Source organism: Methylophilaceae bacterium, assembly GCA_018398995.1.
Taxonomy (GTDB): Bacteria; Pseudomonadota; Gammaproteobacteria; order Burkholderiales; family Methylophilaceae.
Genome location: CP073759.1, coordinates 1,921,316 through 1,944,879 on the forward strand (window position 1 = coordinate 1,921,316; position 23,564 = coordinate 1,944,879).

The 23,564-nt window shown below is 39.9% G+C and carries 22 protein-coding genes and 2 tRNA genes; 12 read left to right on the top strand and 12 right to left on the bottom strand.

The window, feature by feature from the left end; all coding sequences use genetic code 11:
- Positions 1-104 precede the first annotated feature (104 nt).
- The 5 genes from lon to KFB94_09665 all read left to right on the top strand — a co-directional run bounded on the left by lon (position 105) and on the right by KFB94_09665 (position 5,405).
- Complete coding sequence (gene lon / locus KFB94_09645) at positions 105-2,585, top strand: endopeptidase La (protein QVL45471.1); 2,481 nt, start codon at positions 105-107, stop codon at positions 2,583-2,585.
- Positions 2,586-2,729: 144 nt separating this feature from the next.
- Entirely contained in the window at positions 2,730-3,002 is a 273-nt protein-coding gene (locus KFB94_09650; protein ID QVL45472.1) for an HU family DNA-binding protein, read from the top strand.
- Positions 3,003-3,066: 64 nt separating this feature from the next.
- Positions 3,067-3,142 (top strand) — tRNA-Val (locus KFB94_09655).
- A 93-nt stretch (positions 3,143-3,235) separates the two neighbouring features.
- Positions 3,236-3,312: transfer RNA gene (locus tag KFB94_09660), tRNA-Asp, on the top strand.
- 188 nt (positions 3,313-3,500) lie between these two features.
- Entirely contained in the window at positions 3,501-5,405 is a 1,905-nt protein-coding gene (locus KFB94_09665) for a SurA N-terminal domain-containing protein (GenBank protein ID QVL45473.1), read from the top strand.
- 72 nt (positions 5,406-5,477) lie between these two features.
- On the opposite strand, the gene KFB94_09670 is transcribed toward KFB94_09665, so the two are convergent.
- The 6 genes from KFB94_09670 to gloB all read right to left on the bottom strand — a co-directional run bounded on the left by KFB94_09670 (position 5,478) and on the right by gloB (position 12,211).
- On the bottom strand, positions 5,478-6,263 hold the full coding sequence (locus tag KFB94_09670; GenBank protein QVL46662.1) for an SDR family oxidoreductase: 786 nt from the start codon (positions 6,261-6,263) through the stop codon (positions 5,478-5,480).
- Positions 6,264-6,311: 48 nt separating this feature from the next.
- On the bottom strand, positions 6,312-7,148 hold the full coding sequence (locus KFB94_09675; protein QVL45474.1) for an ABC transporter permease: 837 nt from the start codon (positions 7,146-7,148) through the stop codon (positions 6,312-6,314).
- Between the two features lie 2 nt (positions 7,149-7,150).
- Complete coding sequence (locus KFB94_09680; GenBank protein ID QVL45475.1) at positions 7,151-8,173, bottom strand: ABC transporter permease; 1,023 nt, start codon at positions 8,171-8,173, stop codon at positions 7,151-7,153.
- 1 nt (position 8,174) lies between these two features.
- Positions 8,175-9,857 (bottom strand): peptide-binding protein, encoded by a 1,683-nt coding sequence (locus KFB94_09685; protein QVL45476.1) that lies wholly within the window; start codon positions 9,855-9,857, stop codon positions 8,175-8,177.
- 72 nt (positions 9,858-9,929) lie between these two features.
- Positions 9,930-11,351, bottom strand: a complete 1,422-nt coding sequence (locus KFB94_09690; GenBank protein QVL45477.1) for a transglycosylase SLT domain-containing protein — start codon at positions 11,349-11,351, stop codon at positions 9,930-9,932.
- A gap of 98 nt (positions 11,352-11,449) precedes the next feature.
- Positions 11,450-12,211 (bottom strand): hydroxyacylglutathione hydrolase, encoded by a 762-nt coding sequence (gloB, locus tag KFB94_09695; protein QVL45478.1) that lies wholly within the window; start codon positions 12,209-12,211, stop codon positions 11,450-11,452.
- Between the two features lie 82 nt (positions 12,212-12,293).
- Here gloB and KFB94_09700 point away from each other — a divergent pair, with 82 nt between their 5' ends.
- The 7 genes from KFB94_09700 to rfbD are packed head-to-tail and all read left to right on the top strand — an operon-like array spanning position 12,294 to position 17,634.
- Complete coding sequence (locus KFB94_09700) at positions 12,294-13,040, top strand: class I SAM-dependent methyltransferase (protein QVL45479.1); 747 nt, start codon at positions 12,294-12,296, stop codon at positions 13,038-13,040.
- The gene (gene rnhA, locus KFB94_09705) at positions 13,040-13,495 is read left to right on the top strand and encodes a ribonuclease HI (protein QVL45480.1); all 456 of its coding nucleotides are present in this window, start codon (positions 13,040-13,042) and stop codon (positions 13,493-13,495) included. Before KFB94_09700 ends, rnhA begins: the two co-directional genes overlap by 1 nt.
- 4 nt (positions 13,496-13,499) lie before the next feature.
- Positions 13,500-14,177: a DNA polymerase III subunit epsilon gene (gene dnaQ / locus KFB94_09710; GenBank protein ID QVL45481.1), complete on the top strand. Its 678-nt coding sequence runs from the start codon at positions 13,500-13,502 to the stop codon at positions 14,175-14,177.
- A gap of 45 nt (positions 14,178-14,222) precedes the next feature.
- Complete coding sequence (gene rfbB, locus KFB94_09715) at positions 14,223-15,299, top strand: dTDP-glucose 4,6-dehydratase (protein ID QVL46663.1); 1,077 nt, start codon at positions 14,223-14,225, stop codon at positions 15,297-15,299.
- Complete coding sequence (gene rfbA, locus KFB94_09720) at positions 15,299-16,180, top strand: glucose-1-phosphate thymidylyltransferase RfbA (GenBank protein ID QVL45482.1); 882 nt, start codon at positions 15,299-15,301, stop codon at positions 16,178-16,180. The genes rfbB and rfbA overlap by 1 nt, the downstream gene beginning before the upstream one ends.
- A complete protein-coding gene (gene rfbC / locus KFB94_09725) occupies positions 16,181-16,726 on the top strand; it encodes a dTDP-4-dehydrorhamnose 3,5-epimerase (GenBank protein QVL45483.1) in 546 nt (181 codons plus the stop codon). It abuts the gene before it with no gap.
- A gap of 20 nt (positions 16,727-16,746) precedes the next feature.
- Positions 16,747-17,634, top strand: a complete 888-nt coding sequence (gene rfbD, locus KFB94_09730) for a dTDP-4-dehydrorhamnose reductase (GenBank protein ID QVL45484.1) — start codon at positions 16,747-16,749, stop codon at positions 17,632-17,634.
- Here rfbD and queD read toward each other — a convergent pair.
- The 6 genes from queD to KFB94_09760 all read right to left on the bottom strand — a co-directional run bounded on the left by queD (position 17,624) and on the right by KFB94_09760 (position 23,560).
- A complete protein-coding gene (queD, locus tag KFB94_09735) occupies positions 17,624-18,064 on the bottom strand; it encodes a 6-carboxytetrahydropterin synthase QueD (protein ID QVL45485.1) in 441 nt (146 codons plus the stop codon). The genes rfbD and queD overlap by 11 nt on opposite strands.
- A gap of 48 nt (positions 18,065-18,112) precedes the next feature.
- Positions 18,113-19,816, bottom strand: coding sequence for an EAL domain-containing protein (locus KFB94_09740; protein ID QVL45486.1), 1,704 nt, complete (start codon positions 19,814-19,816; stop codon positions 18,113-18,115).
- Positions 19,817-19,829: 13 nt separating this feature from the next.
- Positions 19,830-21,428 carry a DUF3391 domain-containing protein gene (locus KFB94_09745; GenBank protein QVL45487.1) on the bottom strand — a complete coding sequence of 533 codons (1,599 nt, stop codon included), beginning with the start codon at positions 21,426-21,428 and terminating at the stop codon, positions 19,830-19,832.
- Positions 21,421-22,305 (bottom strand): histone deacetylase family protein, encoded by an 885-nt coding sequence (locus KFB94_09750; protein ID QVL46664.1) that lies wholly within the window; start codon positions 22,303-22,305, stop codon positions 21,421-21,423. The genes KFB94_09745 and KFB94_09750 overlap by 8 nt, the downstream gene beginning before the upstream one ends.
- A 72-nt stretch (positions 22,306-22,377) precedes the next feature.
- On the bottom strand, positions 22,378-23,241 hold the full coding sequence (gene rsgA / locus KFB94_09755) for a ribosome small subunit-dependent GTPase A (protein ID QVL46665.1): 864 nt from the start codon (positions 23,239-23,241) through the stop codon (positions 22,378-22,380).
- Between the two features lie 10 nt (positions 23,242-23,251).
- Positions 23,252-23,560 (bottom strand): cytochrome c, encoded by a 309-nt coding sequence (locus tag KFB94_09760; protein ID QVL45488.1) that lies wholly within the window; start codon positions 23,558-23,560, stop codon positions 23,252-23,254.
- Positions 23,561-23,564 lie beyond the last annotated feature (4 nt).

The following is a 23,564-nucleotide window of genomic DNA, read 5'->3' on the forward strand; positions in this document are numbered from 1 at the left end:
GTTACATTTAAACACTTTAAATATCGTCTGCTCTTGAACTTCCAAAGAATGTGCCCATTCTAATAACATTGGGTAAATTAACCCGTGTGAAATTTAAGGTAATTATGACTGAATCAACGTTGAATGATATATCACAAAAAAATCCATTAACGAACGGCAAAATGCCTTTGTTACCTTTACGTGATGTGGTGGTTTACCCACACCTTGTAATTCCCTTATTTGTCGGTAGAGACAAATCAGTAAAAGCACTTGAAATTGCTTCTGATACGGATAAAAAAATTATGCTTGTTGCGCAAAAATCAGCGACTAAAGACGAGCCCGATGCCAATGATATTTATGAAATAGGTACAATTGCCACTGTTTTGCAAATGCTTAAATTGCCAGATGGCACAGTTAAAGTTTTAGTAGAAGGTTTGCATCGTGTTCGAGTAACAGAATTTGAAGAGATTGATGGTAGTTTTTGGGCTAAGCCAGAATCTATCATCCAAAAGGATGAAGACAACAGTGAAGTAGAAGCGCTGATGCGTACTGTAATGGCTCAGTTTGATCAATACGTTAAGCTGAATAAAAAAATACCGCCAGAAATTCTTACATCACTAGCCACAATTAACGAAGCAGGACGTTTGGCAGACACAATTTCTGCGCACCTTACTTTGAAGCTTGAAGAAAAGCAAAATGTTTTGGAGATGCTGAGTGTTACTGAACGATTAGAACACTTACTACACCTGATGGAATCGGAAATTGATATTTTACAGGTTGAAAAGCGTATTCGAGGTCGTGTGAAGCGCCAAATGGAAAAAAGTCAGCGCGAATACTATTTAAACGAGCAAGTAAAAGCGATTCAAAAAGAGCTTGGTGAACAAGATGAAAATGCCGAGATAGAAGCGCTTGAAGCGCGTATAAAAACTGCAGGAATGACCAAAGAAGCATTAGCAAAAGTCAATGCTGAGTTAAAAAAACTCAAATTAATGTCTCCTATGTCTGCAGAAGCCTCTGTTGTTCGGAATTACGTTGATACGTTAGTCAATCTGCCTTGGAAGAAGAAAACTAAAATTAGCCGTGATTTATCATTAGCCGAGCAGGTTCTGGATGCGGACCATTACGGTTTAGAAAAAGTCAAAGAGCGTATTATTGAATATTTAGCCGTACAGCAGCGCGTCGGAAAGGTTAAAGCACCTATTTTGTGTTTAGTTGGCCCGCCAGGTGTAGGAAAGACATCTTTAGGGCAAAGTATCGCAAAAGCGATTAATCGTAAATTTATTCGCATGGCATTAGGTGGTGTTCGTGATGAAGCTGAGATTCGTGGACATCGCCGCACCTATATCGGTTCAATGCCTGGTAAGGTCTTACAAAGCATGACAAAAGTTGGTGTTAAAAACCCACTATTCTTGTTGGATGAAGTCGATAAAATGGGTCAAGATCAACGTGGTGACCCATCATCTGCATTGCTGGAAGTTCTAGATCCAGAACAAAATCATACTTTTGCTGATCATTACGCCGAAGTAGAATACGACTTATCGGATGTGATGTTTGTTGCAACAGCTAATAGCATGAATATTCCTGCGCCGCTATTAGATCGTATGGAGATCATACGTCTGGCTGGCTATACAGAAGATGAAAAAGTCAATATTGCAGAACGTTATTTATTGCCCAAACAATTGAAAGCACATGGTTTAAAGTCAACAGAGATTGATGTTGATGATAAGGTTATTCGCCATATTGTTCAGTATTATACTCGCGAAGCTGGCGTTAGACGTTTAGAGCAAGAGTTGGCTAAATTATGCCGTAAGGTAGTCAAAACACTGTTGCAGAGTAAAACAGAAGCGAAAAAATTCCAGCGTGCCGATGATGGTGCTGATTTAATACAAATTAAAAAAGTTGAAATTTCAATTGAAAATTTAGATCAATACCTTGGTGTTTATCGTTATGACTTTGGTGTGGCTGCGAAAGAAAATCAAATTGGTCAGGTCACGGGCTTAGCTTGGACATCGGTAGGTGGTGAGCTTTTAACCATAGAAGCTGTTGTATTACCTGGTAAAGGTAAAATGATTAAAACTGGTAAGCTAGGCGATGTCATGCAGGAGTCACTAGAGGCTGCGATGAGTGTTGTGCGGAGCCGAGCGAGCAGATTAGGTATACCAGAAGACTTTTATGAAAAAAAAGATATTCATATTCATCTACCAGAAGGCGCGACACCAAAAGATGGCCCTAGTGCAGGCATAGGATTAACAACGGCTTTAGTGTCTGCTTTAACTAATATACCAGCACGTTCTGATGTTGCCATGACGGGTGAAATTACGCTAAGAGGTGAAGTATTGCCAATTGGTGGACTGAAAGAAAAATTACTAGCAGCGCACCGCGGTGGGATTGAAACGGTATTAATTCCAGAAGCTAATGTGAAGGATTTAGCAGAAATTCCTGAGAATATTAAAAACCATTTAAATATACATCCTGTTAAATGGATTGATCAGGTTCTAGAATATGCTTTAGAGAAAATGCCTAAACCATTAAATGAAGAAGAAAAAGAGATCGCAACATCCGTTGCCGATTCCGGAAAAGACCCAGAGACAGCAATTACACATTGATTAGATAATCATTTTTAAACTTTTTTATTGATTGTAAAAAATAATAGAAATCAGTTGAAACAGCTTGACATGGACTTTTGTCGCTTGATATAAAGACATAACAGGCTAGCGCCTGTTTCTTAATAATCTAAGAGGGGATTACACGTGAATAAATCAGAATTAATTGATCAAATTGCAAAGTCAGCAGATATATCTAAAGCAGCTGCTGGTCGTGCGCTAGATGCAACAACAGATGCAATTGCCAAGTCCTTAAAAAAAGGTGATTTAGTCACTTTGATTGGGTTTGGTACTTTTTATGTGGGTAAACGCGCTGCACGTAGTGGACGTAATCCCCGTACAGGAGCTACTATTCAAATCAGTGCAGCAAACTCTCCAAAATTCAGAGCTGGTAAAGCACTTAAAGATGCAGTAAACTAGTTTGCTGATATTGACTCAGTTATTAAGTCAATTATCGCTAATTTATTTAAGTTAAAGCAAAACAGGGTGCTTAGCTCAGTTGGTAGAGCGTCGCCCTTACAAGGCGAATGTCAGCGGTTCGACCCCGTTAGCACCCACCAACGTTTTTGAAGTGTTTGCTTACGAATAAAGAGTGCTTATCTAGGCACTCTTTATTTTTTAACTTAAACTGCATGTGTGATAAAAAGTTAACTGGAGCGGTAGTTCAGTTGGTTAGAATACCGGCCTGTCACGCCGGGGGTCGCGGGTTCGAGCCCCGTCCGCTCCGCCAACAACAAGAGCGTTAAGCCTGATCTTAACGCTCTTTTTTCATTTAATTTCCCATATAAAATGTGCAAACCTTATTCTATAAACAGGCCAATATCGGTATGCGCCCAGCATCTAGTTATGGTATATTATGGGGTTGATTTTAAGCTGTATTGGCAACTTCTCAAGTTATAAAATATTGAAAGTAAACTTATGTTAGAACTTATTCGTAATCATTCAAAAGGTTGGTTAGCCAAATTAATTTTGGCTGCTATTACAATTCCATTTGCTTTGTTTGGCATTGATCAATATTTGAGTGGTGCTGGCAGTAATGTGCCTGTAGCAAAAGTTGATGGTAGTGAAATATCGCTACAAGAATATAGTAATACAATTGAGTCGGTGAGAACACGTATGCAATCTCAATCTGAGCAATACGACGCTGCTGTGTTTGATAGTCCAGCGTTTAAACAGTCTATTTTAGATGGTCTAATTATGAGGCGGTTAGTCAACGCTGAAACAATCAATGCAAACTTTCAGGTCGGTGATAAGCAACTCAGTCAACATATTCTAAAGATGCCTGAATTTCAAGAAAATGGACAGTTTTCTGAAGAGGTTTATCAAAAAACATTAGAGCAGAATGGCTTGACAGCCAGCAAATTAGAGTCAAGTATCAGAAATGATTTACTTGTACAGCAAGCCAGAGATGATTTGGCTGGTTTAGCATTTGCACCTAAACAACTTGCCGAACAATCGATTCAGTATAGTTATCAAAAACGCAATATAAGTAAGGCTGAAATTAAAGCCTCAGCTTTTATTTCTGAAGTTAGTGTAAAGCCTGAGCAAGTTAAGGATTATTACGAACGATATAAAGATAAGTTCAGAGTGCCGCAAAAAGTAAAAATGGAGTTTGTTTTACTTTCAGCTGCCAGTTTAATTAATGGCGTCACTGTTTCTGATGAGGAAGTGAGCGCGTTCTATGATCAAAATTTAGAAAAATTTCAAGGTGATGAGCAACGCGAAGCAAGTCATATTTTGATTGGCTATGGCGTGGGTGCAACAGAAAGTGATAAACAGAAAGCGAAAGAAAAAGCGCTAGAAATTGAGGCGCAGCTGCAGGCTTCGCCTAAACGATTTGAAGAGCTTGCGGCCAAGTTTTCTCAGGATCCTGGGTCGGCTTCTAAAGGTGGTAGTTTAGGTAGCTTTGGACGTGGGGCCATGGTTAAACCATTTGAAGATGCAGTATTTGGGATGGAGGTCAATCAAATTAGTAATATTGTTGAGTCAGAGTTTGGCTACCATATTATTCGTTTAGATGGGATAACTGGTACTTCCTCTTCATTTGAGAGTCTAAAGCCACAAATCAAAGGCGATTTGATTTTTCAGAAGGCGCAGATTAAATATGCAGAATTAACAGAAGAGTTCAGCAATCTTGTTTATGAGCAATCTGGTAGCCTGCAGCCAGTAGCAAAACAATTTAATTTAACAGTGCAGACAACAGATTGGTTAAGTTATGAAGATGGTGTTAAGTATTTCAAAGATAGCCGTAAATTAATGGATATGGTGTTCTCCGATGCTGTGTTAAAAGACAAACGTAATACAGATGCTATTGAAGTTGCGGCAAACAATTTAATCGCAGCGCGTGTTGTTGATTATAAGCCTGAAGCACCTAAAACATTTGATGATGTTAAGCAAGGAATTGAAGCATTACTAAAATTAGAGCAAGCAATGAAGTTAGCTGAAGAAAAAGGTAAAGCGGCTATTTCTAAGTTGGTGTCTGGTGAGCAGGATGACACTTTAGAGTGGATGCCAGAAATTACGGTTGATCGGAAAGATGCACAAGGATTGACGCAACCTGTTATGGATAAAGTATTTACAATGAATACTGAGAAGTTGCCAGCTTACGACGGTTTTGTTGATATCAATAGAGCTTATGTATTAGTGAAAGTAGCAAGTGTAATAAATGCTTTGGATGAAGATGAAACGTTGAAACAGCGCGCACAAGCTGAGTATGAAGCTGCTTTAGCCCAAGAGTATGTAGCCGCTTACGGAAGATCACTTAAAGCAAAGGCTAATATTAATATTAGCCGTAAACTTTTCGATAGCCCTCAACAGCCCTGATGATGAAATGATAAAATGAGATGACAATAAAAAAGCTGGCACATTGCCAGCTTTTTTATTATATGAATGTTTTTAGTCTATTTGACCTGCTGCAGTGATGTTCATGCCGCCATCTACGTAAGTAATCTCGCCAGTAATGCCTGATGCTAGATCACTACATAAAAACGCTGCAGCGTTACCGACTTCATCAATGGTGACGTTTCTACGCATTGCGGCATGTTTTTCATTAAAGCTAATCATTTTGTCAAAGTCACCAATGCCAGATGCTGCCAATGTTTTAATGGGGCCTGCTGAAACAGCATTCACACGTATGCCTCTTGGGCCTAAACTTTGTGCTAAATAACGTACATTTGCCTCTAGGCTAGCTTTAGCAACACCCATCACATTGTAGTTAGGCATAGTACGTTCTGCACCAAGATAGCTCAGTGTTAGTAAACTACCTTGACGACCTGCCATCATAGGGTAAGCGGCTTTTGCTAACGCTGAGAAGCTATAGGAACTGATATCATGCGCAATGCGGAAATTTTCACGGTCTACAGCATCTAAGTAGTCGCCCATTAGTGCTGTTTTTGGCACAAAGGCAACAGAGTGAACAACACCATCTAAGCCATCCCAATGTTTGGCTAGGGCTGGGAATAGCGCTTCTATTTGTGCGTCTTCTGCAACATCGCATGGTAGTACAATGGTTGAGTCAAAATCTGCTGCTAAATCAGCAACACGTTTTTGATGTTTTTCCATTTGGTAGGTGAATGCTAATTCAGCGCCTTCGCGTTTCATTGCAGTTGCGATGCCGTATGCAATTGAACGGTTGCTGAGTAAACCAGCAATCAATATTTTTTTACCTGCTAAAAATCCCATCATTTATCCTAATTAATATTATTGAATTTGCACGCATATCGTTCTTGACTAACTAGATTGGCTTCTGGGGTCAAGTGCGTCACGTAAACCTTCACCAAGCAGATTATACCCTAACACAGTTAATAAAATGGCCATACCAGGATAAAGGGACAGCCACCAAGCAAATTGAATATATTCTTTTCCATCGGTTAGAATATTGCCCCATGATGCTTGTGGGGCTTGCACACCAAGACCTAAAAAGCTCAGGCCAGACTCTAGTAAAACTGCGCCAGCGACGCCTAATACAGCACTGACAATAATTGGTGTTAAGCTATTTGGTAATAAATGGATAAAAATAAGACGCATATCTTTAGCACCTAGGGTACGTGACGCTAATACAAATTCTCGGTTGCTGAGGCTAAGAAACTCTGCACGTACTAAACGCGTCACACCCATCCATGAGGTGAGTCCAATCACTATCATGATATTAATAATGGATGGCGTTAGAAATGCAATGACGGCAAGGATTAAGAAAAAGCTTGGAATAGACAACATAATATCGACTAAACGCATAATAATCGTATCAACCCAGCCACGATAATACCCAGCCAAAGCCCCTAGGATAATGCCAATAAAAGTAGAAATACCAACGGCGACTAAGCCTACCAGTAAAGATATACGGCCGCCATACAGCATGCGACTCAAAACATCTCTGCCCAAACCGTCTGTACCCATCCAATGTTGCCATGAAGGACTTAGCAGGATCGCTTTAACGTCAAAGGCGTCAGGATCATAAGGCGCTATCCAAGGGGCGAATACGGCGAGTAAAAACATTACCATAATGATAATGAATCCGATGAATGAGAGTGGGTTAGAAAGCGCTTTAGTGAATAAATCTTTTTGCATACTTAATTCCTAGCTACGCCACGTCTAACGCGTGGATCGGCCCAAGCATAAGCAATATCGGCTATTAGGTTACCCACCAGTGTCAGTGCAGAACCGATTGTGAGAATGCCCATTACAACAGGGAAGTCACGCATTAATACAGCATCATAGAATAACTTACCCATACCAGGAATTGCAAAAATAGTCTCAGCAATAACAGAACCACCAATTAAACCCGGAATTGAAAGGCCAATAATAGTGATTAAAGGCAGCAAAGCATTTCTTAATGCATGCGTATAAACGACCGTATGTTCGCCAAGCCCTTTTGCTCGTGCTGTCGTAATGTAATCTTGATTAAGTACATCCAACATACCGTTTTTGACAAAAAGGGTAATACCTGCTAAACCTGTTACTGATGGAATAATCACTGGCATAATTAAATGACTAATGCTGTCTTTTATTTGACCCCAAGTATCTAAATACTCGTAATCAAGACTATGCAGGCCAGAAATAGGCAACCAGTTATTGGCAACACCTAGCCAATACATGAGCAATAAAGACAGCCAGAATCCGGGAATTGAGAAGCCGATAAAGTTAAATAAGGTGATTGATTTATCTTGCCAGCGTTGATATTTACGGGCAGCTAAAATACCAAGCGGTATCGCTAACGAAAGCGTAATTGCCAAACCGAGCAAGTTAATCATTAGGGTGATTGGCAGTGCCTCTTCTATCATTCCCTTGATATAGTGACCTTCTTGATTGGTTGACCCCAGAAATACAGGCTTTTGATGACTTGCAAAGGAGTTGCCAAAATCAAATTGCACCATACGTTTTAGCCATAAACCGTACTGCACAATAATTGGTTTGTCTAAGTTATAAAGCGCACGCAGTTTTTGCCGAGATTCTTCACTTGCTTTAGGATTAAAAGCCGCTTCATTGTTGGTGATATCACCCGGCGCCAAATGCATAATAAAAAATGAAATAAGGCTAATACCAATGAGCATTGGAATCATCCACAACACACGTTTGATTGTGTATTTCAACATATTAGTCTGCGCTTATTTGGTTTCTACGGTATGGCTTAGGAATATACCATTTTTGTGAGTCATAACCCACACCCGCAGGTGGGATTGGGTTAGCAATGCCTTGGACGCGTTTATGAATGGCACTTAGACCATAACCAGCCGACAAGTACACAATGGGGCTATCGGCAAGAAGTTGCTTAGCAAAAGCATGATATATTGTTTGTCTTTTATCGGGGTTAATCTCCGTGCGACCTTGTTCTAGTAAGGCGTCTATGGCTGGGTTGTTATAACCAATAAAGTTGAATTGCCCCGGCGCCTGTTGACTAGAGTGCCAAATATTGTATTGATCTGGATCTAAACCCAAGCCCCAGCCTAATATGACCGCATCAAAATCTCCCGTATTGATAAAGCGACTAATGAAACTTGCCCATTCGATAGCTCTGATTTTAACGTCAATACCTACTTCTCTAAGTCTGCGCTGAATAATGACAGCAGATTTTTCACGCTCTTTGTTTTGATTGGTAATAATTTCAAAAGAAAACGGCTTACCATCGCGTTCTAATATGCCATTGGCATTCAGATAATAGCCAGCCTCTTTCAATAAAGTGCGCGCTTGTTCAGGGTTGTAAGCGTAGGGTGTTAGTTGTGGATTGCTCCACCGTGTCCCAGGCTTGTAAGGAGAAGCAATGTTGATGCCTAAGCCTAAATAAACGCCGTCAATAATCTCTTGTTTATCAATCGCATAGTTAATGGCTTGTCGTACACGAATATCGTCAAATGGTTTATGTTTGAGGTTAAAGCCAAGATAGGTATAACTATTACCTAACTCTTTGTATAAATTAAGATTCTTTTTTAACGCCGGTCTTGCAGGAATAATGCGTGAGTATTTAATTGGATCTAACCCCATGCTATCAATATTATCTGCCATTAGCTCTAAAAATTGCGCAGAGTTATCTGGAATAATACGTGTGACCAGCTGGTCTATAGCAGCTTGGCCTAGCACTGAATTGGGGTTGCGTGATAGTTTGAGGTTTTCGCCATGATTCCATTGCGATAATTGATAATAGTGACTGCCAACAGGTTGGCGTGCGAACGCTGTCGTGCGAATATCTTGATCTTGTAACAAGTGTTTTGGCAGAATGTGTAAACTCGCCCAGCTATCCAAGGCAGGCGCGTATACTTGACCATAGGTCACTTTAAAAGTTGTGGCATCAGGTGCCTCAGCATGCGTCACCAACTGATAATCTGAAGCGTAAGGACTGCGTGTATTTTCATTGGTTACAGTTTCCCAAGTAAATAAAACATCAGCGCTTGTGAGCGGTGCGCCATCGGCCCATTTCAGATCAGGTTTTAGTTTAAATGTGATTGTTTTTTGATTATCGGAAATTGCCCAGCTATCAGCCAAATCACCTTTTATATCTAGGTTGTCATCATAACTTAAAAGTGAATTGAAAATATTAGCCGCAATCGCTGCAGAAGCAGATTCACCTGCAACCATGAAAATGAGACCGCTAGGTTCTGCAGCCATGGCACTAATCATACTGCCACCATGTTGGCTAGGATACTGTTTGCTGTACTCAACCGCATGGTCCGTCGATTGATTGCAGCCAGTTAGCATAAGGCTACTTAAAATCAAAAGCGCGGCGATTAATTTTGTAGGTTTAATAGACTGTTTGCCAAAAAAAGTAAGTGTACTAATGTTCATATGATTAATCGTTATATACGCCTATGTAACTATCGGCCAGAAGGCGTATAGTTATTGAGCATATTGCAGAGGTTAAATTCTTTTTGTTTTTTCTCTTTCAGGCATTGTTGTGATTTTAATGATTTGACCAGCTTTAATTTTCGATGATTTTAGACGGTTCACTTTCATTAAAGTTCTGGTATCTGTTCCATATTTTCTAGCAACAGTGCTTAGCGTTTCACCAGGCTTTATTTTATGGGTGATGTGTCTAATAGAATAGCTTGGATTAACTATTTGTGCCGATAATTGAGAAACATCAATTGCTTTAGTATGTTCTTCCGTTGAGGGAACCAGTAAATGCAGCGGGCTTCCTAAGTTTTTTTCATTAGAAAGGCTATTGATATTGCGTAATTTATCCAAGGCAATATTAAACTTATCAGCAATGGCCGCTAAATTTTCACCACGTTTGGCATTATATACAGTCCATTTAGTCAATGACTCATCATGATTTGCTAAATTAGTGTTAAACGTATCGATACTGGCAATAGGTAATAAGATTTTATGTGTATTATTTTTAGAGGCGATAATCGGTCGCTTGTAGCTTGGATTTAATAAAGCAAACTCCTCATCTGAAATTTCAGCCAGTTTTGCCGCTAATTTTGCATCTATTTGGAAAGGTGGATCTACCTCAGCAAAATAAGGTTCATTTGCAATGCTATTAATAGATAACCCAAATTGCTGGGGCTTGGTCATAATATTCTTAATTGCTTGCAGTTTGGGAACATATTGCTCAGTTTCTAATGGCAGTTGCAGATTGCTGTAATCAGTCGCTAAGCCAGCGTTTGCATTGCGTCCAATGGCTCGGCTCACAGTACCTTCGCCGGCATTGTATGCAGCAAGCGCCAAATCCCAACTACCAAACATTGCATAGAGTTTTTCTAGATAATCTAGCGCAGCTTGTGTAGATGAAATAACATCTCTACGATGGTCTGACCACCAGTTTTGTTCTAAACCAAAATATTGGCCAGTTGATGGAATAAACTGCCAAATACCAACTGCGCGGCTACGTGACTGAGCATGTGGGTTATAGGCGCTTTCTATCATTGGCAGTAATGCAATTTCAGTTGGCATTCCACGTTTTTCTACTTCTTCAACCACGTAAAATAGGTATTTCTCTGCTCTGGTAATCATCTGGCTTACGTACTCAGGGCGCGTAGCGTAGAAGTTTTCGAATTTTTTTGCGTATGGCGATTCGATATTTGGCATGCCATAGCCTTGCTCGATACGAGACCACAGATTGTTTTCGACAACGACTGACTCTGTTAGCGAGGCGGTTACTAATGGCGCACTGAGTTGATTGTCTAAAAGAAACGCAATTTCAACACCTTTTGCGTTAGTGGCTGCCATTAATTGAGAAGAGAAAAGTGCGTTTAGCATTAGCACGATGAAGGCAGTGATTGTCACCGCAGGATGCCTGCCAAGAACTTTGGCTAGGAATTGCTTTTGTCGATTCATTAAACAACATGTCTTAAAATAATGAGACTACATACTAGCCAGCTCATTTGACCTAGTCAAGGATAAATGCGCTTTAAGATTGTAATTTATCATTTTGATTAATAATGATTTCTTAGGGTTCTAATTTTAGAAAAAACAGACAACTCATCGGTATCAACTACATTTGCATATTGCCTAATGCTAGCATCGTTACAGCGTAAAAATGGATTTGTATTGAGTTCCAATTCAATGGTAGTTGGCAATGTTGGTTTATTTTCTTTTCTTAATTGAGAAGCAGATAGTTTTCTATCAATCAGTGCCTGATTGTTTGGATCTACGGTTAATGCAAAATCAATATTTTTACAGGTATATTCATGTGTACAATACACTTTCGTATCGGTTTTTAAGCTTTTTAAACGGTTCAGCGAGTGCAGCATTTGCGCTGGCGTCCCTTCAAACAAACGTCCGCAGCCTGCACCAAATAAAACATCACCACAGAACAAATAATCTTGATTAAAAAAAGCAATATGGCCCAAGGTATGCCCAGGTAACCATAAGACGGATAATGTTAAGTCAAGTGCAGGTAAATCAATGTGATCGCCTTCTCTCACCGCAATATGCTGAAATGGAAACTGTTCATAGCCTGGTGCGTAAATAGGGACTGAATAATGCTCTTTTAAGTTTGATACGCCACCAATGTGATCAGCATGATGATGCGTGATAAGAATCGCGCTTAATGTTAGATGGAGTGCCTTTAATGCGGCAATAACTGGGGCTGAGTCACCTGGGTCAATGACAATTGCATCATGTCCGTTGTGTAAAAGCCATATATAATTATCCTCAAAGGCTGAAATTGCTTCAATCTGTATAGGTTGCTGCATACGTAACTTTGATTATCCTGGTTGGTTTAGAACTTGAATATAACGCTAAATAGGACTGATTTCTATTGTTGTTGATTAATAAATGCAAGTAAATTCACAAAAAATTTGGTTTGAAACAACCTTAGGTCAACGCCTATTGTCGAATGAGCAGGCAATATTTGATCATGCTGTGGGTGATGTTTTTGGTTTTTATGCAGTTCAAGTAGGCGCGCCACAAATCAACTGCTTACAGCAATCGCGCATTCCTAATATCATTACTGCAAACAATACAACTGGAGATGTGCGATGTGAAAGTAGTTATTTACCGTTCACAGAAAGCAGTATTGATTTGTTGTGCATGCCACATGTTTTAGAGTTTAGCGATAATCCTCATCAAACACTTAGAGAAGCAGCAAGGGTGTTGGTGCCAGAAGGTTATGTCGTTTTGACAATATTTAATCCCATGAGTTTTTGGGGTCTGAAAAAGCGGATGGTAAAAGTAAAAAGTTATCCTTGGCAAGGGCAATTTTTTTCTTTATCGCGTATTAAAGATTGGTTAGCTTTATTGGGTTTGGAGTTTGTTGACGCACAATTTTTTTCTCATGAATTGCCTATCAATAATGAAAAATGGCTAAAAAGATTCTCATTTATTGAGAAAGCAGGGAGTCAGTGGTGGCCTATGATGGGTGGACAGTATGTCATTGTGGCAAAAAAACGTGTCGTTAATATTACCCTGCTAAAGCCCAAATGGAAGCGGAGTTTGTTACAGTCAGGCTTGGTCATAGGTGGGCATAAAAATATGAATCAAAATAAACAGAAACAGCAGAAGAGCATGAAAGAAATGAAATAATGACTGATCTAGTAGAAATATATACCGATGGCGCATGTAAAGGTAACCCTGGTATTGGTGGGTGGGGTGCTTGGATTCACTATAAAGGTAATGAAAAGTCTATTTTTGGAGGGGAGCAAAACACCACCAATAACCGCATGGAGATGATGGCTGTTATTAAAGCTTTGCAAGCATTAAAGCGTCCGAGTCAAATTAAGTTATATACCGATTCTTCTTATGTACAAAAAGGCATGACAGAGTGGTTGCAAGGCTGGAAGGCTAAAAACTGGCGAACAGCTGCAAAACAAGTGGTTAAAAATGCGGATTTATGGCAGCAGTTGGATGTGCTGGCTAGTCAACATCAAATCGAATGGTTGTGGGTAAGAGGGCATGATGGCAATATTGGTAATGAGCGTGCAGATGCTTTAGCGAATGCAGGTGTTGATGAAGTTTTAAATCTCAATAAGGCAATTTAATATAATGAGACAAATATTTTTAGATACTGAAACGACGGGGCTTTATCCTGATCAAGGTCATCGCATCATCGAAATTGCAGCGGTTGAAACAATCAACCGTAGACCGACCAATAATCATTTTCATCATTACATCAATCCTGAGCGTGAAATTGATGCGGGTGCTCAAGAAGTGCATGGCATTACTGCAGAGTTTCTGCAAGACAAACCATTATTTGAAGTCATTGCCGATGATTTTTTGGCTTTTATCAAAGATGCCGAATTGATTATTCACAACGCGCCTTTTGATGTGGGATTTTTAAATAGTGAATTAGGTCGTTTGGGTTTAGACCCCATAGAACAGGCTTGTGATCGTATTACCGATACACTGAAAATGGCAAAGGATGCACGGCCTGGCCAGCGAAATAATCTGGATGCTTTATGTCGGCATTTTGGTATTGATAATGCCAGACGCACCTTACATGGTGCATTGCTAGATGCTGAGTTATTAGCGGAAGTCTATATGGCACTGACGCGTGGTCAAGATAGTTTGATGATAGATTTAGAGCATGAATCTTCATCAAAAAATATTGTGCACAGTGAGCGTCAGGTAAAATTAAAAGTGTTAATGGCAGATAAAGAAGAATGTGCTGCGCATGAAGCTTATCTAGAGGCCTTGGGTGATATCGATAAGCCTGCTTGGTGAAGGATAATTGAAGAGAAATGTTAAGACGTAAAAGTGAGTAAAAAAGTGAATAATTGTATCGTAGTAACTGGCGGAGCAGGCTTTATTGGCAGTAATTTTGTCAATGCTTGGGTTAAACTTGGTTTAGGTAAAGTAATCAATTTAGATAAATTAACTTACGCTGGCAATCTAGAGAATCTGGCAGAAATTAACCAGGATGAAAACCATGTTTTTGTACAAGCTGATATAGGAGATCGACAGCTTGTTGCAGCGTTATTGAAACAATACCAACCAAAAGCAGTGCTTAATTTCGCTGCAGAAAGTCATGTAGACCGCTCAATTCATGCACCAGGTGAGTTTATACAAACCAATATTGTGGGTACGTTTCATTTGTTAGAAGAAGTGCGCTCTTATTGGGGTGCGCTAAACGAAAGCGATAAAAACAATTTTAGATTTTTACACGTATCGACTGATGAAGTCTACGGCTCATTAGCGGCTGATGCGCCTGCCTTTACAGAAACCAATCCATACGAACCCAATAGTCCTTATTCAGCATCAAAAGCAGCTTCTGATCACCTAGTGCGTGCCTATCATCATACGTATGGCATGCCAATGTTAACCACCAACTGCTCTAACAATTACGGGCCGTATCATTTCCCAGAAAAACTTATCCCTTTAATGATTCACAATGCATTAAATGGCAAGGATTTGCCGATTTATGGCAATGGCAGCCATGTGCGCGATTGGTTATATGTTGAAGACCATTGTAGTGCGATTCGTCGAGTGCTTGAGGCTGGAAAAGTAGGGGAAACCTATAATATTGGCGGTTGGAATGAGATGACTAATTTGGAAGTGGTCCATACTTTATGCGACATCCTTGATCAAGCACAACCAAAAGTGTCTGGTAGTTATCGAGATCAAATGATTTATGTGCAAGATAGGCCTGGCCATGATCAACGTTACGCCATCGATGCAACCAAAATAGAGCGCGAGCTAGGTTGGAAACCAGCAGAAACGTTTGCAACAGGCATCCGTAAAACGGTCGATTGGTATTTAAATAACCAAACTTGGGTCGATCATGTGACGAGCGGAGCATATAAAAAATGGATAGGTGATAACTATCAAGCTAGGGAGAAAGTTTAATGGCAACCAAAGGTATTATTCTAGCTGGTGGCTCAGGTACGCGTCTATATCCAGTTACGGAAGTAGTGTCTAAACAACTATTGCCCGTATATGATAAGCCCATGATTTATTACCCATTATCCGCATTAATGCTAGGCGGTATTCGCGATGTGCTGGTTATTTCCACGCCTCAAGATACCCCAAGGTTTGAAAGTCTTTTAGGTGATGGCAGCCAATGGGGGATGCACATTAGTTATACCGTACAACCTTCTCCCGATGGATTGGCACAAGCATTTATCTTGGGCGAACGTTTTATTGGCGATGATTCATGCGCTTTGGTGTTGGGGGATAATATTTTTTATGGCCACGAACTGGCGCAAATGACACAAAAGGCAGCGCAACGTAGCAGTGGTGCGACTGTGTTTGCATATCCCGTGCATGATCCTGAACGCTATGGTGTTGTTGAATTTGACGATCATGGTGCCGCTATTAGCTTAGAAGAGAAGCCGGTTAAACCGAAATCACGTTATGCGGTAACAGGGCTTTATTTTTACGATAACGCTGTTGTGGAGATGGCTAAAAACCTGAAGCCCTCGGCTCGTGGCGAATTGGAAATTACCGATTTGAACCGCCTATATCTAGAAATGGGTAATTTAAATGTAGAGGTAATGGGCAGGGGAATGGCATGGCTGGATACAGGGACACATGATTCATTACTCGAGGCAGGTAGCTTTATTCAGACCATAGAAAAGCGTCAGGGTTTAAAAGTAGCATGCCCTGAAGAAATTGCCTACCGTATGCGTTTTATTGACGAAGCACAAGTTAAAGTATTAGCAAATAAATATGCCAAAAATGGCTATGGACAGTATTTACTGCAGATGCTAGAAGAGCGGGTGTTTTAAATGCAGACAATTAAAACAACCATTCCCGATGTTATGCTATTTGAGCCTACAGTGTTTGGTGATGAACGCGGTTTTTTTTATGAAAGCTTTAATGCTAAGGCATTTACGCAAGCGACTGGATTGCAGGTTGATTTTGTACAAGATAATCACTCGAAATCAGCTAAAAATGTATTACGCGGTTTACATTATCAAACGCAGCATACACAAGGCAAATTGGTGCGTGTCACTCAAGGCGAGGTGTTTGATGTGGCAGTTGATTTGCGGCAATCATCTGCAACTTTTGGACAGTGGGTTGGCGAACGACTCTCAGCCGTCAATAAGCGTATGTTATGGGTGCCCGCAGGTTTTGCCCATGGCTTTTTAGTCTTGTCAGATACAGCAGAATTTTTATACAAAACAACGGACTTTTATTCGCCAGAACATGAAATTAGTCTTTGTTGGAATGACCCTCAAATTGCAATTGATTGGCCTTTGGATGGTATGCCATCGCTCTCTGGAAAAGATAGCGTGGGCTTAGAATTTTCTCTTGCACCTAAATTTAAATAAGTGCCTATTTAAAAATAATAATGAAACCGTACAAAATTTTATTAACGGGCATTAACGGCCAAGTTGGTCATGCGTTGTTACCTCAGTTATCTGACTACGAGGTGGTTGGTCTGGATCGTCATGCCTTAGACTTAAGCAATACTGATGCGATTAGACAAGTTATTCGCGACATCAAGCCTGATTTAATTATTAATCCAGCAGCTTATACAGCTGTTGATAAAGCAGAGTCTGAAGCTGATTTGGCCTATGCGGTTAATGCAATAGCGCCGCAAGTCATTGCAGAGGAAGCTTTAGCGCTTGGTTGTGCAGTCATGCATTTCTCTACAGATTATGTATATGATGGCTGTAAACAAGCACCTTATGTTGAAACAGACGATGTTAATCCACAAAGTATTTATGGTAAAAGTAAATTGGCTGGAGAAAAGGCATTACAAGCAGTTGGTGGACCACACCTTATTTTACGTACGAGTTGGGTGTATGGTGATTACGGCAAAAACTTTCTCAATACAATCCTGCGCTTAGCTAGTGAAAGAGAGCAGCTCAATATTGTTGCAGATCAAAACGGTGCGCCAACATCGAGTATGAATATTGCATCAGCTATTGTAGAACTATTAACATGTTGGGACTGTAAACAAAGTGGCGTTTACCATTTAACCAACAGTGGCAATACGTCTTGGCATGGGTTTGCTAGCGAAATTGTGCGGCAGTATACCGAAATGCATCAAAGGCCTATGTTAAAGGTTAAAGCAATTAACCCCATTACTACCGCTGCGTATCCAACGCCGGCCTCAAGGCCTGCAAACTCTTGTTTAGATAATACTCTGTTACAACAGCGTTTTGGCATTACATTGCCGCCTTGGCAAGCGGGGTTGCAACAGGTGATGGAGCGCTTGTCACTCAAGCAATAGCATCGGCCCAACTATTTGGCGTTTCATACAGTCTTACACGCTTTAATATTAAGTGGTTGCCGTAAATGTCTTGATATTGACCTTTTAATATTCTGAATGCTTCAGCAGCCATGTTTTCTGCAGTTGGGACTGTTTCAAAAATAACGGTTTTATGATGAGGCAGTGTATTTAAAAAATCGAGTATCACGCGGTCATTTCGATACACTAAAAATGCGTGGTCCCAAACATCAACAACACTTTCTCGCGCGATTCGCTTCACATCAGAGAAGTCCATCACCATGCCATCCTCTGACGTTTTTTCATTTTGAATAATGTCACCACTAAGGGTGATTTCAATCACATAGCGATGTCCATGCAAATTTCGGCATTGACTCTTATGGTTGGGAATGCGATGGCCAGCATCAAATTCTAAGCGTGTAGTGATTTCCATGGTTGATTGAGATACTCAAAAAAGCTGTCAAAATAGGATTATAACATCTCAACAGCGCGCTTTTGCCCACTCAATAAATGTTTCATAAGGCAGTGCTTTGGCGTAAAAAAAGCCTTGAACCTTATCAACATCCAGTTGTTTAAGGAGTTCTAAACAAGCCTGGTTTTCCACACCTTCTGCAATCACTTCTAGATTGAGACTCTTAGCGAGCATAGCAATGGATTGTACGATCTCATAATCTTCTTGTGAGATAGCAATATGCTTAACAAACGATTGATCTATTTTCAGTAAATCAATGGGTAGCGCTCGCAATCTGGCCAGTGAAGAGAGTCCGGTTCCAAAATCATCTAATGCAAACTTAAAGCCCAACATTGATAGGGCATTGATGACAGTAGATGTTTGGTCATTTTCTTCTAAAATACCTTGCTCATTAATTTCTAAAATAATACTTTTTGGATCAAGTGACCAAATTGATAAAGCGTTAGAAAATAGCGCAGGTAGTTCGGTGTCATATAGATCCTCGGCACGCAAATTAACCGCTAGATAAATATCAAGATCATAATTGGTCTGCAGCTCATGTTGATAACGGCAAGCAGAGTTAATTAACCAGCGTGTAAACAGTTGCCCTTTGCCAGCATTATTTAATACTTCAATGATGATATTTGGTGGGATTGAGGTTCCAGACCGGTCAAATCCGCGCAACAGAAGCTCTGCACCCACACATTTTGCATTTTTTAAATCTACAATTGGTTGCAAGTTTAAGGTAAGGTTATTGCTATCAAACGCTTCTAACACTTTCGATTCTATCGTTAATTTTTCATGCATTAATTTTTCTATAGCTTCACTATATGCGCAGAAAGGTGTTCGAGTATTAATGGCATGTTCGAGTGCTAGCTTTGTGTGTTGGATAAGGTCGACTGCATTTAAATCACTGTTATTCGTATAGGAATAGCCAATAAAAGGCTTTACCAGAATTGATTGCTGATTAATAAATACAACATCTTCAAAAGCTCTAAATAGCTTCGCAATAAGCAAGTTAATTTGCGTTAAGTTTTGAATCTTCACTAGCAACAGATCAAATTTATAGTCACCATTAAAAAATAACTGATGGGAAGCCCCTTTATTTTTTTCGAGAATCTGTACCAATTGTTTATTTAAATCTTGAGCAGTTGATTTAGGTAATAAAAAAGCATTGGTATCTATTTGAAACTGCAATGACAGTAGAGCGGTTGTGTCAGCTTGTTGAGTAGAAAGCAAATTAAGTTGTGATCTTAGTTGATGGGAATGTGGTAGCTGGGTGTTTTCATCATAATTAACTGCATAGTCAAAGGCGATTAAATGATATTGGTTGAGCGACTCAATAAATAAATGATGAATGAATAAGTGAAATTGGGTTGTTTTTGATAATCGAGCCAGGCTTTTTAAAGTAAAGCATTTTAAAATACTTAAAATTTGATCGATTTGCACATCATGATTAAATGCATTCAGCCATCGATAAACGAGTTGGTTAAGATTATTAGTCAATAGCAATGCAGTGCCATCTGAAGACCAGTTTTTAAGTGTTTGTATCAAGTCTAATAAATAAACATTATCTTGATATGCTTTTTCTAGCGCGACCAAAGCGGCTTGATCAACAGATAGTCTAGTAAAGACAAATTGTTGGTTTATTCGATGTTGCTCAAGCTTTTCTAACAATGCTGACGTGCTGAATGTGACTTCTATTTCACCCGTGTTTCTAGTTGGCCCATGCATGATTGTTCTTCAATTAAACGTAAAATTCATTAGGGTTAAGGCCGTAGCTATCAGCAGGAATGCCTTTGCTAATACGATAGACTTCTCCGTTGGGTGCGGTTGGCTGGTAAATCAAATCTAGCACAATAGGATTCTGATAACGTTCTTTTTTGTGATCAAGCAGTAACATAACACGTGGCATCAGTCTTCTCACTTGGTTTTGTTGAATAACAACTGCAACTTCTCCGGTATTAAGCTCAACCAAAGAACTCACAGGATAAATGCCCATAAATTGAATGAGTTGGTTAATAATTTCGCTTGAAAATTGCTTGCCACTCAGTGAGTGTATTTCATCCAGCGCCTGCTGATGGTAAGCAGGCTCCGCGTAACTTCTATGGTTGGTCATTGCACAATAGGTATCAATCAGCCCTGTTGATTGAGACAATAAACTTAATTCGTTGCCTTTAAGTTTTGCAGGATAGCCACTTCCATTAAAACGTTCATGATGTTCTGCAACCAGCTGAAGAACGCCTGGTGGAATGTTTGGTGTTTGTCTTAAAATGGCTAAACTTTCATTCACATGCGTTTGGGCATAGGCGTACTCTTCAGGGGTTAGCTTCCCTTTTTTTAATAACACTTCTGGTGAGATGTTGACTTTGCCTATGTCTTGCAATAGCGCCGCAAAGCCTGCTAGCTTTACTTGCTCTTTTGGCAGAGCCAAAAAGCTATTAAATGCCATTAAAGTGACCGAAACGTGAAGTGCTAACTGATAGGAATGGCCGTCAGCTTTTTTCAGTTTTGCCAGCCATAACAATGCATCGGGTGTCCTACCGATACTTTCAACCATGCTATCTAATACATCGCCAACACTAGTAATATCAATTTGTTTACCAGTAGCAATGGCATCAAATATATCCCTTGTCACCACCATCGATTGTTCAAATACAGGATAAATATATGCCATTTCCTCTTCAACGGGCGGCGCTAATTCCTCAATAATGCTTACTTTATTACGCAATTGACGAGCAGTTCTCTTTTGCATTTCATCTGTTCCACCTCGACTGTTATGCTTTTTACTTAAAAACCTAAGCGCAAATTGGCTAAGTTGACTAATAAAGCCACTGTCTTGTTGCTGGGTGTTTGATGCAGCATGTATATCTGTAGCAGGTGAATGATTGAGGTTGGCATTTGGTGAAGGCGTACTAATTTTTAGCTTGCTCAAGGTTGTTTGCTCGTCGAGCGTGCTTGCTGAGTCATTAAATGTTGGTGCTTGATAAGACCTTACTTCACGTAAGATGTCCATAAAAGATACTTTTTCACCACGGCTTGCTTTGCTTAGCGCTGGGTTTTTTTTGCTATCAAGCGGCACTGGGGCTTTGAGCCGAATGGATGAATGTCTTCGTATGTCAGTTTTTATTTGCTTGATCCCTACAAATTGGTCACCAGTTGATTTCGTTCTATCAATATAGACATAAGTGCAAGTGGTCATTATTTTATCTAAATCAGCTTGTTTATCTAAAACAAATCCTTGCAGCATAAAGTCAGACTCTATCCAAGGCTTGTCTAGCTCGGTAATAAACATACCGAGTGCTACTTGATGAGCGGCTATTTTTTCGTGTGTGATATCACTCATAACGACTATTCAAGATTGTTATATGTGCACAAGCACATTCAGCTAACGAGGGTAAATGATATCCGCCCTCCAAAGAAGATACAATGCGGCCGTGATGACAATGCTTTACAATTTGTTTGATGAAGTTTGTTATCCATGCATAATCTTCTTTCGTTAGTGAAAGATCTGCTAATGGGTCATTAATGTGTGCATCAAAACCAGCAGAGATAAAGATAATGTCAGGTTTAAATTGCATCAAAGCAGGTCTGAACTTTTCTTCAAATACTTTTCTAAAAGCTTTGCCATCACTTTTTGCAGGCAACGGTGCATTGATTATATGAGGACTATTTGTATCAGCGCCGCGATGAGGATAAAAAGGATGCTGGAACGTAGAGCAAAGCATGACATTCGGATTGTTTCTGAAAATGTCTTCTGTACCATCGCCATGGTGAACATCAAAATCAATAATAGCAGCTTTTTTTAGTGGATATTTATTGAGCGCATAACTGACTCCGATTGCAACATGATTGAAAATGCAAAAGCCACCACTATTTGCACGTCCTGCATGATGGCCTGGTGGACGAATGCAACAAAAGGCATTGTCAACTTCTTTTTGCATGATTAAATCGACTGCGTGCATCACAGCGCCGCTGGCATGGAGCACAGCTTCCAAACTCATAGGCCCCATTGCGGTATCTCTATCAAGCTGGACTAAACCTGCCTTCGGTGCAATATTAAAAATATAATCAACGTAAGCGACATCATGTGCGTTTAAAACCGCTTCTTTAGATGCTTTGGGCGCATCATAAAAATATAGTTTATCTGCTAAATCTGATGCCAGAATCGCATTTTTAATTGCAGAAACGCGAGCAGGCGATTCGGGATGATGGCCGTCCATCACATGCAATAAAGTATCTGGGTGCGAAATAAATGCAGTTTTAGTCACATATCTCCCAAAAAATAAGACGATTTAATTCAATAAAAGCGCTTGCGACAGCTCCCTATAAAAAGCCATCCTCACTGGGTTGATTTTACCTTCTTCAACAGCTTTATTTACGGCACAATCTGGTTCAACTTGATGTTTGCAATCATTAAAACGACAATGCCCTAAGTAAGGTTTAAACTCAATGAAAGAGCGTTCTAAATCTTCCTGCGTTAAATGATTAAGCCCAAATTCTTGCAATCCGGGCGAATCAATTAATGTGCTATTGTCATCCAGATAGTATAAATGGGTTGCAGTCGTTGTGTGCTTGCCGCTGTCTAGACTGTTACTAATTTCTTGAGTACGTATATGTGCATTGGGCAGTAATGCATTAATAATGGTTGATTTCCCCATGCCAGATTGTCCAACTAATACACTTCGTTGCTGCTTTAAATAAGGAAGCAGTGGTGCAACATCTTCTTTTGCTGATAAATGAATAATTTGATAGCCTAAATCTTCATATACTTTCAATTTGTTTTTTGCATCGTTTGCTTCAGCTAAGTCACACTTATTTAATACAATGAGTGGCTTGATATCAGCGGCTTCTGCAGCTGTTAAACAGCGATTCAACAGTGCCTCATAAAAGCTTGGTTGTGTGGCCAACACAATCACGATTTGGGAGACATTCGAGGCAAGAATTTTGCTTTTATAGGCATTGCTACGATACAAAAGACTCACGCGAGGTTCACTGGACTCAACTACGCCTTCGCGTTTATCGGTTAATTTGATATTCACAATATCGCCGCAAGCAAGATCTGTTTTTTTTCCGCGTGTTACACAACTGATTTTTGATTTATCATTTAGTTCGACTGTATAGCGTTTGCCATAAGAGGCGACAACCAAACCTTGCAAAGTAGCGTGATTATTCAAAGTGGTAATACTGCTGATTCAAGTAGGCTGCAGCATTCAATTCATCTTCTTCAAACCACTTTAGATCTAAATTGGTATTGCAAGCACGCACCTGAGTAACAAGTGCTTTCTTTGAAGCTACCTTACGAAAAGCACGGGTGTAGATTTCTGAACCGTCACCGCCATAGCTAGAGACATGGCAACTGATACAGTGTTGCTCGACTAGTACTTTTCCAGCTTTTACATCCGCTAGTGCAAATAAGTCATTTGCACTAGCATGAAAACTGATTGTACAAGCCATCAAAAATATCAGTTTATTCATTTGT

Coding starts and splice junctions, on each gene's coding strand:
- KFB94_09690 (QVL45477.1), bottom strand. CDS start 11,351: ATGAATCGACAAAAGCAATTCCTAGCCAAAGTTCTTGGCAGGCATCCT.
- KFB94_09685 (QVL45476.1), bottom strand. CDS start 9,857: ATGAACATTAGTACACTTACTTTTTTTGGCAAACAGTCTATTAAACCT.
- dnaQ (QVL45481.1), top strand. CDS start 13,500: ATGAGACAAATATTTTTAGATACTGAAACGACGGGGCTTTATCCTGAT.
- KFB94_09680 (QVL45475.1), bottom strand. CDS start 8,173: ATGTTGAAATACACAATCAAACGTGTGTTGTGGATGATTCCAATGCTC.
- KFB94_09665 (QVL45473.1), top strand. CDS start 3,501: ATGTTAGAACTTATTCGTAATCATTCAAAAGGTTGGTTAGCCAAATTA.
- KFB94_09675 (QVL45474.1), bottom strand. CDS start 7,148: ATGCAAAAAGATTTATTCACTAAAGCGCTTTCTAACCCACTCTCATTC.
- KFB94_09700 (QVL45479.1), top strand. CDS start 12,294: ATGCAAGTAAATTCACAAAAAATTTGGTTTGAAACAACCTTAGGTCAA.
- rfbA (QVL45482.1), top strand. CDS start 15,299: ATGGCAACCAAAGGTATTATTCTAGCTGGTGGCTCAGGTACGCGTCTA.
- KFB94_09745 (QVL45487.1), bottom strand. CDS start 21,428: ATGAGTGATATCACACACGAAAAAATAGCCGCTCATCAAGTAGCACTC.
- lon (QVL45471.1), top strand. CDS start 105: ATGACTGAATCAACGTTGAATGATATATCACAAAAAAATCCATTAACG.
- queD (QVL45485.1), bottom strand. CDS start 18,064: ATGGAAATCACTACACGCTTAGAATTTGATGCTGGCCATCGCATTCCC.
- rnhA (QVL45480.1), top strand. CDS start 13,040: ATGACTGATCTAGTAGAAATATATACCGATGGCGCATGTAAAGGTAAC.
- KFB94_09760 (QVL45488.1), bottom strand. CDS start 23,560: ATGAATAAACTGATATTTTTGATGGCTTGTACAATCAGTTTTCATGCT.
- KFB94_09670 (QVL46662.1), bottom strand. CDS start 6,263: ATGGGATTTTTAGCAGGTAAAAAAATATTGATTGCTGGTTTACTCAGC.
- KFB94_09750 (QVL46664.1), bottom strand. CDS start 22,305: ATGGACGGCCATCATCCCGAATCGCCTGCTCGCGTTTCTGCAATTAAA.
- KFB94_09740 (QVL45486.1), bottom strand. CDS start 19,816: ATGCATGGGCCAACTAGAAACACGGGTGAAATAGAAGTCACATTCAGC.
- rfbC (QVL45483.1), top strand. CDS start 16,181: ATGCAGACAATTAAAACAACCATTCCCGATGTTATGCTATTTGAGCCT.
- gloB (QVL45478.1), bottom strand. CDS start 12,211: ATGCAGCAACCTATACAGATTGAAGCAATTTCAGCCTTTGAGGATAAT.
- rfbD (QVL45484.1), top strand. CDS start 16,747: ATGAAACCGTACAAAATTTTATTAACGGGCATTAACGGCCAAGTTGGT.